This window comes from Pontibacterium sinense (assembly GCF_015209595.1).
Lineage (GTDB): Bacteria > Pseudomonadota > Gammaproteobacteria > Pseudomonadales > Balneatricaceae > Pontibacterium > Pontibacterium sinense.
The window spans coordinates 55,326-68,948 of the sequence record NZ_JADEYS010000021.1; the positions used below are offsets into that span (position 1 = coordinate 55,326).

Below are 13,623 nucleotides of genomic sequence, written 5' to 3' on the forward strand. Positions count from 1 at the left end.
ACCTCATCACGTTTTCTTTTACACGGCATCCTGTCGATCACCGTAGATAAAGGCGGGTTTAAAGATGTAAGCCATTGCTGGCATTACAAAGAGTGCAGTGAAGGCGGAAACTGTCAGCCACAGGGCTACCAGTAGACCCATCTCTGCCTGGAACTTGAGCGAGCTTTGATACACCAGCAGCACAGATACGATGAGCACGAAGGCCGTAATCATCACACCCTTACCTGAGCTGTGCAGAGCACGTTCAATTGCAGTCAGGTCGTCGGCCCCTGTCCGCAGTTCCTGTTTGATGCGGTCACAGATATACAGCGCGTAATCCACTCCCAAACCGATGCCCAATGCGGCGACCGGAACGGTGTTGATGTTCATGCCGATACCCATGTACGCCATAAAGCTGAAGGTCACGGTGTTAGAGAGCACCACCGGTACCATGAAGAACATTCCGGCCATGGAGGAGCGGTAGACCAGCGTGCAGAGGACCACCAGTACCAACAGTGCCAGTGCGATGGATTGCAGCTGACCGGAGAGAATCACTTCGTTCACGGCTGCAATAACGCCGATCAGGCCGCCAGCCAACTTGTACTCAGCGCCGTCCAGATTCTGCTCAGCGACAAACTCCTTGATGCGGGCAATAGTGGTGCGGATGGTTTCGCCCTGACGGTCACGGAAGAACAATGTGACAGAGGCGTTTGCGCGTGCCGTATCCACGTAACGGTCCATATCCCCCGGCTCTGCGCCGGCTTCAAACATGTAGAGCAGCTCACCGTTGATATCCTGCGTCGATCCCAGCTCTTCAAAACGTGGGTTGCCTTCACGCAAGGTGCGGTTGACCGCCGGTAAGATATCGCTCACCGATAGCGTGCCGCCTACTTCAGGCTGAACTTCGATAAAGCGCTGGAATTCCTGCAGGCTCTTCAGCACTTCCGGTTTCTTCGCGAGGTTTTCCTCATCACCGCCGACCACAATGAACATGCGGTCTGCACCCTGGAATTTCTCATTGATAGCAGCGGAATCCAGGTTGTAGGCGGAGTCTTGCCAGAGGATCGGTGAGCCTGGATTGGCATCGCCGACTTTCAGGTTAAGCGCGTAGTAACCGCAGCCCAGGAAGACAATGGCGGTCCAGATCAACATGACATAACGCATGCGGCTGACCACAACCCAATGGCACAGGTCCAGTACGCGGTGCATCAACCAGCTGACATTGATCGGATGCGCGTAACCGCGCGGGTGCTTAACCCATGACAGCAGAACCGGCGTCAGTAAGACGGAGCTGATAGCGACCGTTCCGACCCACACAACAGCGAGCAGGGCCAGTTTCTGAAGCAGGGGGATGGGGCTTAGTGCAACAACCGCCACACAGCAGGCGTCAGTCGCGATACCCAGCATGCCGGGGCGTAGCAGCTCAGATAAGGTCGAATGCGCAGCGGCCCCTGCTTCTTCAGAACCGTCTTCGATCTGCTCCACTTCTTCGTTAAAGCGGGTGATGATCTGCACCGAATGCGAGACCGCACGGGCCGTGATCAACATCGCGATGACGATGACCAGAGGGTCAAAATGGATGCCCATCAGATTGGAGATGCCCAGCGCCCAGATAGCACTCACCGCACCAGAGATGATCGGCAGAATCGTGCCACGCCAAGTACGGTTGAGGACAAACAGCATCAGGACGAGTATCAGACCTGCGAGCAAAACCAGATTCAACGTTTCCGGCAGGTAGTGGTTCACCCAGCCGTAGAGAATCGGGTCACCCACAACGCGGACTTTTACGCCCGGAACGCTGACGTTATTAACCAGCCCGTTGATCTCTTCAAAGGCCGTTTCGTAATCCAGCAGGCGATCGATAAAGTCGACCGTGATCAGCGTAGACGTCAGGTCTTCTGAGACATAAGGCCCGTAAACCAATGAGTTACGCAGAACTTTTTCGCGCAGTTCCTGTAGCTCGGCATCCGTTTCCGGAATCTCCGGCCACATCAACGGCTTGGTTTCGATGCCTTCGGTGGAAGCTTTAACTTCCTTCAGCTTTTTGGATGCCAGCGAGATGATCTGAAACGGGTTAACCGCACTGACTTTCTGCAACTCACGGGTCAGGTTGTTCACCACCCCCAGCACTTCAGGCTGGAAGATGTCGCCATCTTCCACCTCCACCATGATGGTCACCAGATTGGAGCCACCAAAGGTGTCTTTAAACTCATTATGGGTTTTTACATATTCGTGATCGCTGGGCAGCAGATCCTGAAATACAGTTTTTACGTCAATCTTGACGGCTGAAAAGCTCATCGCGAAGGTGGCGAGGAAGACAACGCCTACCACCCAGACACGGAAACGGATCAGCCAACTGGCTAGATTTTCGCTCATGGAATAATCCCCGGTTTTATTGTTCTTATTCGGTCGTGATTACGGCGTTAGCGGCTCTGATAAACCTGCCAGCGCGTCCCGTCCCAGCGGCCAATATTGCGGCCGGTATAGATCACACCGTTATCGGTCAGGGCGATCGAGGTGTGCCAGGAAAGGTCTTTCGGGGCCAGACGACCCGCGCGCCAGTTGCTGCCATCGGCATCAGCTTTCAGCCACAATCCTTTGCTGCCTGCGCCGTACCAGCGTTCCTGCAGTGGGTGCCAGCGCAAAGTAAAGATGTGCTCGGTGGTGACGTCCTGCCAGCTGCTTGCATTTGGTACGCCCGGAGCGGCTTTAGCTTCCGGCAGATTGGCAAACTGATTGCCGATGCGCTGCCAGCTGTGGCCGCCGTCGGAGGTTTTCAGCAGAATGCCGTCTAACCCTGCGGCGATACCGGTTTGGGCATCTACAAAGTCCACAGTCATAAGACTGCTTTCCACGGTGGATGGGATGTTTTTCCAGCTCTGGCCGCGATCTTCGGAGAGCAGAATGGTGCCGAACTCGCCCACGGCAACCAGTGCGCCATCTTTGCGTTCGGTGATCTCATTGAGGATGTAGTCGTCAGGCTCCAGCGCGTATTTCCAGCTTTTGCCGTAGTCGTGGGACACGATGATGGTGCCAAACGATCCCACCGCCCAGGCTTCACCGTTGGCAAAGACCTTCACGTCCAATAGTTTGTTAACGACATCATTACGGGGTGCATCGGCCTGCCACCAGCTCTGGCCACCGTTTTCGGTGTACATCGCCACGCCGGTATTACCGACGATGATCGCCTTCTGGCTGTCCCATGCTGCAATGTCCTGCAGGTGAACGTTCGTGCCACTGTCCTGCACCTGCCAGCTCTGACCCGCGTCATCGCTGCGGACGATCTTGCCGTCAGCAGCCACGGCCCAAAGAACCTGAGGCTCAGGGTTAACCAGACCGTAGAAACGGTCGCGTGCTTCGATAGCGGTAGGAATAACCGTGCTGCCCACGGGCTCCGGTTTTACAAAGAGTCCAACGTAAAGCAGTCCGGCAATGACCAGCCATGGGCTGACGCCAACACCCAGGCGTGTCAGCTTGTTGAGAGCGGCTACCATTTTTCACCTTTTTTGTTTTTGTTCTAAGGCGGTGTTCTTTGGTCTATAAGAGCCAATAGATCACCTTGGCAATTTTTCTCTCTCATAGATTGAAAGTCTATGGAAAGTCCATTTAGTATCATTACGAACAAAATTGATGTCAACTGCTTAATTAATAATTATGGCAATGAGATAGTGCCTGTCTGGGCTTTTAAGAAAGGTTGCTTCTTGCTTTTGGAGAGCAGAAAGTGAGCCTTTGTCCAGTTTGGACAATGACTTAGATCATATTTGAAGCCGGTTTTAGCTATGAAAAGCGGGTGTATGTTATTTATACAAATATATAAAGCACTTGACTTGGCTGTAATTATTAATTAATCACTATCTAATAACTATAAAAATTCAATAGAGATTAAATTAATGAAAGATGGGTCATGCTTTATGTCCGTAGCGCAAACATCAGTGGCCCTAGCCTCTGGTCGGTTGTCAGCGGACGAGATAATGGAGCAGTTGCTGACACGAGTGGCAGCGCGCGATGAACAGGTTCTGGCCTGGAGCTGGCTGGACCCGGCGCAGGCACAAGCACGTGCCCGGCAGGCCGCTGAAGAGATTCGGCAGGGCGTGCGGCATTCACCGCTGCAAGGAATCCCGGTCGCCGTGAAGGATCTGATCGATACCGAAGGCATGCTGACGACCTACGGCTCCCCGATCTATAAAGACCATCATCCCACCAGCGATGCGGCGATAGTCACTGCACTTAAGAAGGCGGGTGCCTATGTGATGGGTAAAACGGTCAGCACTGAGTTTGCCTGTTTTACCGCCGGTCCTACGATGAATCCCCACAATCCTGAATACAGCCCGGGCGGTTCCTCCAGCGGCTCCGCTGCCGCGGTGGCGGACGGTCAGGTGCCGTTTGCGATTGGCACTCAAACCGCCGGTTCGGTGATTCGTCCGGCCGCATTTAACGGTGTAGTGGGGCTCAAGCCGAGTTATGGGGTGTTACCCACGGCCGGCACCTTTCCTCTCTGCCCTACGCTGGACACGTTAGGAACATTTTCCCGCACGGTGGGCGATCAGCGTCTGATTTTGACCGCATTAGCGCCGCACCTTCCTATCGCCAACGCCGTGAAGAATCCGAAAATTCTGGTATGCAAAACACCGTTCTGGTCGCAGGGCGACGACGAAATGCTCACCGAGTTTGACCAGTTTGTGGCCGACTGCCAGCAAGCAGGTGCGGACCTGGAGCACTACGAGATGGGGCCGGATTTCGCGGCGCTGTTAACCGCCCAGCAACAGATTATGGGGGTTGAAGCCAGCCGTGCATTAAGCACCCATTACGATCAGCAGTGCGATCAGCTCAGTGCACCGTTGGTGGCGTTGATTGAGCAGGGTATGCAGGTCAACAACGCTGACGAAGCTGCGGCGCATAACCTTAAAGCACGATGCGCACACAAACTGCAGCAGCTGTTTCGGGATGCCGATTTCATTATTACCCCGGCCACTGCCGGAACCGCACCCAAACGGGTTGATGGCACAGGTGACCCGCTGTTCAACCGTATCTGGACCTTACTGGGATTACCCGCGATCACGTTTCCGATTGCCGAAGGTGAGAACGGCCTGCCACTGGGCATTCAACTGATCGCCCCCTTGGGTGAGGACCATGCATTGATCGATTTTGCAGACAAGTTGCAGACGCTGACGCGGGCCTGATCCCAACAACGATTTCACACACCCTTTTTCCGCGGGCCTGGCCCGCGACGGCAGAATAACAATAAGGAGCCATCATGAATCCTAAGCATCAACTGACCCCTGAACAGCAGGCGTGGTACGACAAAGCCTGTGCCTGCGTCGACAAAGAACGCTTACGCCAGCTGAATCTGGATCTGGTCAATATTCACAGCCCCACCGGCGCAGAGAAGGAAGCCAGTGAATTTATGAGCCGGTACATGGCTGATATGGGTCTTAATGCGAAATACCAACCGGTAAATGAGCTCAGCGGTAATGCGGTGGGTGAACTAAATGGTTCAGGTGAAGGGGCAACCATGTTGCTCTACGCACCGATTGATACCCATCTGGAGGGCAGCGAAGAGGATCTGCCGATGGTGGGTGATGAGCTGCGCGACGACATGCGCCCACAAGGTTATCTACGTGATGATCTGGTCATTGGGCTGGGGTCATCCAATCCAAAAGGGATGGTGTCGGGTCTGGCGGAAGCGGTGAATGCCGTGGTCGATGCGGGTGTGCCACTGAAGGGTAATATCGTACTGGCGTTTGCCGGTGGCGGGATGCCGTCCATGGTGCCGGAGCGCAATAACTACGGTGTTTCTACCGGCGTGAGCTACATGCTAACCCACGGCGTGACCGCTGACTTCGGGATTATTTTTAAGCCGTGGTACGAGGTGTATCACGAACATCCGGGTATGTGTTGGTTTAAGGTCCGCGTGAAAGGGGATATGGGGTACTCCGGTATCCCGCGTGGTACACCGGGTTTCCGCAGTTCCATCGTGCCGGCTGCCACTGTGATTCAGGAGCTGGAGCAGTGGTTGCCTGAATACACCAAAGCAAACACCTCCGATCAGATCGCCCCCGAGGGATGGATCGCAGCGGTGCGTTCCGGTTGGCCGCATCGTCCGGCATTCCCGGCGGCGACCACAGAGTTGTTTATCGATATGCGTTGTAATCCCCATCAGACCACCTCCGATGTGCGCCATCAGTTTGATCAGGCGATGAAAGACATCGTTGCCCGTCACCCTGAGGTGGAAGCCGATTGGGAGATGTATGCCTCGTGTCCGGGGTCTATGACACCGGAAGATCACTGGATTGTGCAGTCCGCACGTTCTGCCTGGGAAAATCAGGAAGGTAAAGAATATCCGGGCGCACCGATGCTCAGTGGTCAGACTGATGCGGCCATTATTAACAAGTTGGGAGTGCCGCTGGTGCGCGTCGGTTATCCGTGGATAGGTGATGCGGATGTGCCGGAAGAGTTTGCTGCTGGTCTGGGTGGGATGGGTGTGAGCAATATTGGCGATATGGTCGCGCCCGTGGAGAACATCATCTATTCCATCATCGACAGTATGACCCGTACCCGTGATGAAGTGGGTGTATAAGCTCAAACCTTAGGAGTTGATTGTGACCACATCATCCGAAATAACACCCGAAATTGGCCAGACCGTTCAGGTTGGCCAGTTTGCGGTGAACTATCACGATCAGGGGGCGGGCCGTCCGGTGTTGCTGTTACACGGTTCTGGCGCGGGTGTTTCCGCATGGGCCAACTGGCGCAATACGATTCCCGTCTTGGCTGAATTTCGGCGAGTGCTGGCCCCGGATCTGATCGGGTTTGGTTACACCGATGTGCCGGAGGATTATCAGTTCCATCATATGGACAGCTGGGTTGAGCAGATCATCGGTTTTATGGATGCGCTGGATATTGCGCAGGCCGATTTTATCGGCAACTCCTTTGGTGCTTCGCTGACGCTGGCCCTGGTGGTTCGCCATCCTGAACGGGTGGGGCGGATGGTGTTGATGGGCAGTGGCGGGCAGCCGTTTGTGGTGAACGAAAATCTGATGACACTCTGGGGCTATAAGCCCTCGCTGGAGAAGATGAAGCAGATTCTTCAGATCATGGCGTGGGATCAGTCGATAGCCACCGATGAACTGGCCGAGCTGCGTTACCGGGCCACCTTAAGGCCTGGGGCGCAGGAATTGTTCGAACGGGTCTTTCCGCCGCCCTATCAACGCTGGGCCGATGCACTGGTGATCGATGATGCGGATCTGGCTGAACTCGATCATCAGACGTTGCTGATCCATGGTCGGGATGATGCTGTGGTGCCGGTGCATGTGTCTGAAGACCTGTCACGTAAGATCAAACAGGCGCAGCTGCATATCTTTGGCTGTTGCGGTCACTGGACGCAGATCGAACAAGCTCCCCGTTTTAACCGGCTGGTGATCGATTTTTTGCAGGAGTCCAGCGCCTGAACGCGGGCATGAAAAAGGGGAGCGGATGGCTCCCCATATCTCGTCTTTAAGGACGATTATTGTGTATAGCTTGTTCAGTTCAAAACCCACTGAATGTCGGTGATAATCATATAGGTGTAGCCAGTTTCCGACTCAGTCCGATAAGCGCCCTGCGCATTCAGCACTAATGCTGCCACACAGGTCATTTCCCACCCGTCGTCATCGTCACCTTCCCATTGTTCGTTGGTCAGTGCGATAAAGTTTCGTTCTTCTCCGTATCCTTTTACCCACTCCATCTGGTCTTTTACGGTCTGGTCAACCGAGGGGTTAGCCCATGACCAAAGCCAGGTTTTGGAGAGTATGGAGACCGAACCTACAAATTGAATCTTAGCCCTGACTGCAGGGATGCCGTTATTGGAAAATGTCAGAACACCGGATGACTGATCCCATTCAAAACGCTGGTGTTCCCCCAGTTTGTAATCTCGCATCAGTGCGTCTTGTCGTTCGGTCAAAAAGTGACACGCATCTGATACCGTTGAGCACCATTCCTCTTTCGCAAATACATCTGTCATAACGGAACTCCAGACGATTGTGATGAAAGGATTTACAGCATTAAGCATAGACTGATTGAGCGGAACGCGCGTTATAGGGTGTCGAAAGAACGCAGAGAGCGGGTGGTGAGTGATGAAAAAGGAGGCCAGTGAACGGGTCGACTGGCCCCAACATGGATGGAGATCCCAAATGGACCTCAGAGGTTAATTGGGTTGGGTCGGGCCGTTTTTAGTCGCGGTTTCTGTCTTCGCGGCTTTGTTTTTTTCAGCTTGTTCGGCGGCAAGTTTGTCACGCGCAGCATCACTGATCGATACTTTATCGATTTGGGCAGGCGGTGAAGATTTTCCAATCTTGTCTTGCATCGCTGGACTGAGCTTTTTGATGACATTGTCACCCAGTGTCTTCAACTTTGAGACGCTGACTTTTTCCAATTGGTTAGGAGTTAGCTTACCCAATTGGGATTTGTTTAATTTGTTGAGCTGGGTGTTGCCGAGCTTGCTCAGTTGAGCTTTGTCCAACTTATTGAGCTGCGCTGATCCCAGTTTGTTGAGTTGAGGCTTATCGAGTTTGTTGAGCTGATCGTTGCCCAATTTCTTTAACTGTGCACCGTTCAGTTTTGCAAGTTGGGCGTTATTCAGCTTGCCCAACTGCGCCTTATCTAGCTTGTTCAGCTGGGCGCTGCCAAGTTTATTGAGTTGGGCTTTATTAAGCTTATTCAATTGAGCAGAGCTGAGTTTTCCAAGCTGGGATTTGTTGAGTTTATTCAGCTGTGCTGACGAGAGCTTGTTTAACTCTGCATTGCTTTTTTTATCGGCAGTGTTGTTTTTTGCAGGCAGAACCGCCGCACTTTTGGGCGGTTGCGAGGATGTTTCTGAATGTCCCTGCGTACTTTTCAGTGATGGCCTTGCGGCTGAATTGCTGTTGATTTCCATATGTTCTCACCCAGTCTGGTAGTGCACTGTGTCAACAGTGCCAGAGGCCGGGTTAAGAACAGGTTAAGTCTGATCAGGTGAACTGTGTTGTTTTTCCAGTCACAGCTTTTCGGACAGATAATCAACCAGCATCCGTACCTTAGGTGAGAGGTGGCGATTGTGGGGATAGAGTGCCCAGATCCCTTCATCGGACTGCTGATAGTTCTGTAGGACGGCGATCAGAGTGCCTGCCTCCAGATACGACTGGATGTAGTAATCGGGCAGTTGCACCAGCCCCAACCCTTTCAGCGCGGCATCGGTCAGGGCCTGACCGCTGTTGCAGTGGATATTGCCACTGACCTTGATGTTGCGCTCCTGTCCGTTTTCCTGAAAGCGCCAGTATTCCAGAGTGCCACGCAGGCAGTTGTGTTGTTCCAGCTCAGACAGCAGATGGGGTTCGCCATTCGCGGCGAGGTAGTCAGGAGACGCACACACGTATTGGCGTCGACTGGCAAGGCGTTTGGCCATCAGACTGGAGTCTTCCAGCTTACCCAGTCGGATTGCCAGATCGTAGCCGTTGTCGATCAGATCCACTTTCTGGTTGGTAAAATGACACTCCAGATGGAGGTCGGGGTAATCACACATAAAGTTATTCAGCAGCGGTGCAATCTGATTTTCACCGTAGGTGGTAGGGGCTGTGATCTTGAGTTGACCGCGTGGCGTGCGCTGCATATTAGTGAGGGTGCGCTCGGCCTCTTCCAGTCCGTCTAATACCTGGCGACAGTGCTGATAATACAGTTGCCCGGCTTCGGTCACGGTGACCTTCCGTGTGGTGCGGTAAAACAGCTTAGTGGCGAGTCGGCTTTCCAGTGCACTGACCTGTCGGCTGACCTGTGCAACGGAAATGCCGAGCCGTTGGGCGGCGTTAGTGAAGCTGCCGGTTTCGCTGACCGCCACAAATTCTGTCACGCCTTCCCAGCTGTACATTATTACTATCTCGTAAAAGTGATTTGCTTAAAGTGTAGATTATAACTAAATGAGAAAGAACTAAACTGGATAGTACGTACTAACATCCCTGTCGGACTGAAAGCCGATGGGTTGATAACCGGCACCCAATTACAACAGGAGCAGCCAGCCATGAGTGACAAGATGATCAAATCCAAAGCCGCGATTGCGTGGGGACCAAACCAGCCACTGTCCATTGAAGAAGTGGATGTGATGCCGCCGCAGAAAGGCGAAGTTCTGGTGCGCATCATTGCCAGTGGGGTTTGTCATACGGACGCGTTTACCCTGTCAGGTGAAGATCCGGAAGGTATCTTTCCGGCGATTCTGGGCCACGAAGGTGGCGGTGTGGTTGAAGCGGTGGGCGAGGGTGTGACCAGCGTTCAGGTTGGCGATCACGTTATTCCTCTGTACACGCCTGAATGTGGTGAGTGTAAGTTCTGTAAATCCGGAAAAACCAACCTCTGCCAGCAGATCCGTGAAACGCAGGGCAAAGGTCTGATGCCCGACGGCACCACCCGTTTCTACAAAGACGGCCAGCCGATCTACCACTACATGGGTTGCTCTACTTTCTCTGAGTACACTGTACTGCCGGAAATCTCACTGGCGAAAGTCAGCAAAGAAGCGCCGCTGGAAGAGATCTGCCTGCTGGGCTGCGGTGTGACCACCGGTATGGGCGCCGTGATGAACACCGCCAAAGTAGAAGAAGGCGCCACTGTTGCGATCTTCGGTATGGGCGGTATTGGTCTGTCAGCGGTCATTGGTGCAACGATGGCGAAAGCCAGCCGTATCATTGCCATCGATATCAATGACAGCAAGTTTGATCTGGCACGTCAGCTGGGTGCGACCGATTGCATCAACCCGAAAGAATACGACAAGCCGATTCAGGAAGTGATCGTTGAACTGACCGACGGTGGTGTGGACTACAGCTTCGAATGTATCGGTAATGTCGATGTGATGCGTTCCGCACTGGAGTGCTGCCATAAAGGTTGGGGCGAGTCCGTGATTATTGGTGTGGCTGGTGCTGGTCAGGAGATCTCTACCCGTCCGTTCCAGCTGGTGACCGGTCGTGTATGGCGCGGTACCGCTTTTGGTGGCGTGAAGGGTCGCTCCGAGCTGCCTGAGATTGTTGAACGTTACATGGCGGGTGAGTTCAAGCTGAACGACTTCATCACCCACACGATGGGTCTGGATGCGATCAATGAAGCCTTTGACCTGATGCATGAAGGCAAAAGTATTCGCAGTGTGATCCACTTCGACAAATAATTGAGCGCGCGGCCTCTGCGGAGGCCGCATGGAGTGCCTTATGCATGTTGAAAATCTGAGTCAGAACCGTAGCTTCGGTGGCTGGCACAAGCAGTACAAGCATCAGTCGGCCAGCCTCAATTGCGAAATGCGTTTCGCGATATTCCTGCCGCCGCAAACGGCGCGCGGTGAGAAAGTGCCGGTCATGTACTGGCTGTCGGGTCTGACCTGCAGCGACGAAAATTTTATGCAGAAAGCCGGTGCCCAACGCGTGGCGGCAGAGCTGGGTATTGCGATTGTTGCACCGGATACCAGTCCACGTGGCGACGCGGTGGCTGACGAAGCGGAACGTTACGATCTGGGCAAAGGCGCAGGCTTCTACGTCAATGCGACGCAGGAACCCTGGTCGCAGCACTACCGCATGTATGATTATGTGGTGAACGAACTGCCTGCACTGGTCGAAGAACTGTTTCCGGTGACCGATCAACGCGTCATCTCCGGTCATTCGATGGGCGGACACGGCGCATTGACGATTGCGCTGAAAAACCCCAACCGTTACCGCTCCGTATCGGCGTTCAGCCCAATCTGTAATCCGGTGAATTGCCAGTGGGGACAGGATGCGTTCCGCGCCTATCTGGGTGAGGATCAGGCCGCTTGGCAGCAGCACGATGCCAGTGTGTTGATGCAGCAAGCGACTGAAGCGCAGTACCTGCCAACCCTGGTGGATCAGGGTGAAGGGGATGACTTCCTTAACTCGCAGTTGCGTCCGGAAACACTGCAAGCGGCGGCTAAGGCCAGCACGTATCCGTTGGAGCTGCGTCGTCATGAAGGGTATGACCACAGTTACTACTTCATCGCCAGCTTTATCGAATCCCACCTGCGTTTTCATGCGCAGAACTTGGGGTTGCTCAGTTCGATCTGATTGACACCCACGCCCAAACACGGCGGGACTCATCCTGCCGTGTTTGTATCCTCTTCGCTCAGATACCCCCGCCTTCATGCAGTGACTCGATTGAGTGGGCCTCCATCCTGTCACCGTTGCTCCCTTAAGGCTGTCTTAACCCGCTCTTTACCGGCACTCAGGTACAACATCAGCATCTCAAACTGAAAGTATGGAACAGGTGCATGGTGAACCCCCGTTTATCCCGTATCACTCTGGTGACGTTAATGGTGTTGGCTTTAAGTGCCTGCAGCGGACTGACGTCCCACCCCGACCGGGTTAACCGTCATGCGCAAACAGTGGCATTACCGACAAGCTGGCAGGAAACCTTGCCGCAGAACCCGGTGCTGCTCAGTGATCAGTTGCTGGATCTGATAGACAACCCACAGTTGACCCGGTTAGTGCAGCAGACGTTGGCGGCGAACTACGATCTGCGTCAAACCGCGTTACGTTTGCGTGAACAGCAGTTGTTGGCGCGTCAGACGGATGCAGCGCGCAAGCCGGAGCTGAACCTGAATCTCAACTCGCAACGGGTTAAAGATTCCATAATTACGAACACACAGACCTTATCACTGGATCTGAGCTGGGAGGTAGATGTCTGGGGCCGCCTGGCTGATCAGAGTCGGGCGGCAGAGGCGACGACACAGGCCCGGGTGCTGGATTATCAAGCTGCGAGGAACTCTCTGGCGGCGCGCACGATTCAGCGCTGGATTGATATCAGTCTGCGTGAGCAGGTTATTCGAGCCGAACAACAATGGCTTCAGAGTTTGCAAAGTACCGAGGAGGTCATTACCGAGCGTTACCGCAGTGGTTTGAGTGGCAGCAATGGGTTGGCCGATTTGGAAGCAGCGCGGACGGCAACGGCCCGTATTCGCGCCAGTCTGGCTGCGCGGGAGCAGGTTCAACGTAATGCCTATCGCCAGTTAGCGGCTCTGCAGGGGATTGCTGGTCAAATCGATCTTCCGAACCCTCAGCTACGCCCTGATATTGAGAATCCGCCCCTGCGTTTACCGGCGGAGATGATCGCTCACCGTCCGGATCTGCAGTCTGCGTATCAACAGATTCTGGCGGCAGATGCGCAGGCGGCGGTGGCACAGAAGCAACTGCTCCCCAGTTTCAGTCTCAGTGCGAGCCTGAGCCAGACCCGCCCGGATCTGAATGATTTGCTGTCCGGGTCCAATGCATGGAGTCTGCTCGGACGCTTAACCGCGCCGTTGTTTAACGCCGGTCGACTGAAAGCCGGTGCTGAGATCGCCGGATTGCAGGCTGAGCGTAGCTACCTCGCATACCAGCAAACCTTATTGAATGCCCTGAACGAAGTGGAAGCATCATTGGGGCAAGAAGCTGCGCTGGCACAGCAGCAACTGCACCTGAAGGCCGCCCTGCAACACTCAGAGGCCAGTCTGGCTCATTATCAGGCCCGTTACCGCGACGGCCTGAACACCATTCTTGATCTGCTGAATGCCAAGCAAAGTGCCTTTGACGCCCGTATTCAGTTACTGCAAACACAACAAGCCCGTCTGACCAATCGTATTACGTTGGGTCTGGCACTGGGCATGGGAGTCTAAGC

The 13,623-nt window shown here is 54.1% G+C and carries 11 protein-coding genes; 6 read left to right on the forward strand and 5 right to left on the reverse strand.

Going from position 1 to position 13,623, the window contains the following annotated elements:
* Positions 1 to 18: 18 nt before the first annotated feature.
* Both IOQ59_RS17445 and IOQ59_RS17450 read right to left on the reverse strand, forming a co-directional pair.
* Positions 19 to 2,355, reverse strand: coding sequence for an efflux RND transporter permease subunit (locus tag IOQ59_RS17445; RefSeq protein WP_193954741.1), 2,337 nt, complete (start codon positions 2,353 to 2,355; stop codon positions 19 to 21).
* Between the two features lie 47 nt (positions 2,356 to 2,402).
* The gene (locus tag IOQ59_RS17450; protein ID WP_193954742.1) at positions 2,403 to 3,473 is read right to left on the reverse strand and encodes a YCF48-related protein; all 1,071 of its coding nucleotides are present in this window, start codon (positions 3,471 to 3,473) and stop codon (positions 2,403 to 2,405) included.
* Between the two features lie 477 nt (positions 3,474 to 3,950).
* Between IOQ59_RS17450 and IOQ59_RS17455 the strand changes: the two genes are divergently transcribed.
* The 3 genes from IOQ59_RS17455 (at position 3,951) to IOQ59_RS17465 (ending at position 7,424) form a co-directional block, all read left to right on the forward strand.
* On the forward strand, positions 3,951 to 5,159 hold the full coding sequence (locus IOQ59_RS17455) for an amidase (protein ID WP_193954743.1): 1,209 nt from the start codon (positions 3,951 to 3,953) through the stop codon (positions 5,157 to 5,159).
* 74 nt (positions 5,160 to 5,233) lie between these two features.
* Positions 5,234 to 6,556 carry a M20 family metallopeptidase gene (locus IOQ59_RS17460; RefSeq protein ID WP_193954744.1) on the forward strand — a complete coding sequence of 441 codons (1,323 nt, stop codon included), beginning with the start codon at positions 5,234 to 5,236 and terminating at the stop codon, positions 6,554 to 6,556.
* 22 nt (positions 6,557 to 6,578) lie between these two features.
* Positions 6,579 to 7,424 carry an alpha/beta fold hydrolase gene (locus tag IOQ59_RS17465; protein WP_371871890.1) on the forward strand — a complete coding sequence of 282 codons (846 nt, stop codon included), beginning with the start codon at positions 6,579 to 6,581 and terminating at the stop codon, positions 7,422 to 7,424.
* A 74-nt stretch (positions 7,425 to 7,498) separates the two neighbouring features.
* Here IOQ59_RS17465 and IOQ59_RS17470 read toward each other — a convergent pair whose 3' ends face one another.
* From IOQ59_RS17470 to IOQ59_RS17480, 3 genes are all read right to left on the reverse strand, one after another.
* Positions 7,499 to 7,975: a DUF6882 domain-containing protein gene (locus tag IOQ59_RS17470; RefSeq protein ID WP_193954745.1), complete on the reverse strand. Its 477-nt coding sequence runs from the start codon at positions 7,973 to 7,975 to the stop codon at positions 7,499 to 7,501.
* Between the two features lie 183 nt (positions 7,976 to 8,158).
* Complete coding sequence (locus IOQ59_RS17475; RefSeq protein WP_193954746.1) at positions 8,159 to 8,887, reverse strand: hypothetical protein; 729 nt, start codon at positions 8,885 to 8,887, stop codon at positions 8,159 to 8,161.
* Between the two features lie 99 nt (positions 8,888 to 8,986).
* Positions 8,987 to 9,853, reverse strand: coding sequence for a LysR family transcriptional regulator (locus tag IOQ59_RS17480; protein WP_193954747.1), 867 nt, complete (start codon positions 9,851 to 9,853; stop codon positions 8,987 to 8,989).
* 150 nt (positions 9,854 to 10,003) lie between these two features.
* Between IOQ59_RS17480 and IOQ59_RS17485 the strand changes: the two genes are divergently transcribed.
* The 3 genes from IOQ59_RS17485 to IOQ59_RS17495 all read left to right on the forward strand — a co-directional run bounded on the left by IOQ59_RS17485 (position 10,004) and on the right by IOQ59_RS17495 (position 13,621).
* Positions 10,004 to 11,134 carry an S-(hydroxymethyl)glutathione dehydrogenase/class III alcohol dehydrogenase gene (locus IOQ59_RS17485; protein ID WP_443094389.1) on the forward strand — a complete coding sequence of 377 codons (1,131 nt, stop codon included), beginning with the start codon at positions 10,004 to 10,006 and terminating at the stop codon, positions 11,132 to 11,134.
* A gap of 40 nt (positions 11,135 to 11,174) precedes the next feature.
* The gene (gene fghA, locus IOQ59_RS17490) at positions 11,175 to 12,035 is read left to right on the forward strand and encodes an S-formylglutathione hydrolase (protein ID WP_193954748.1); all 861 of its coding nucleotides are present in this window, start codon (positions 11,175 to 11,177) and stop codon (positions 12,033 to 12,035) included.
* 203 nt (positions 12,036 to 12,238) lie between these two features.
* A complete protein-coding gene (locus IOQ59_RS17495) occupies positions 12,239 to 13,621 on the forward strand; it encodes an efflux transporter outer membrane subunit (protein ID WP_228050984.1) in 1,383 nt (460 codons plus the stop codon).
* Positions 13,622 to 13,623: the final 2 nt, after the last annotated feature.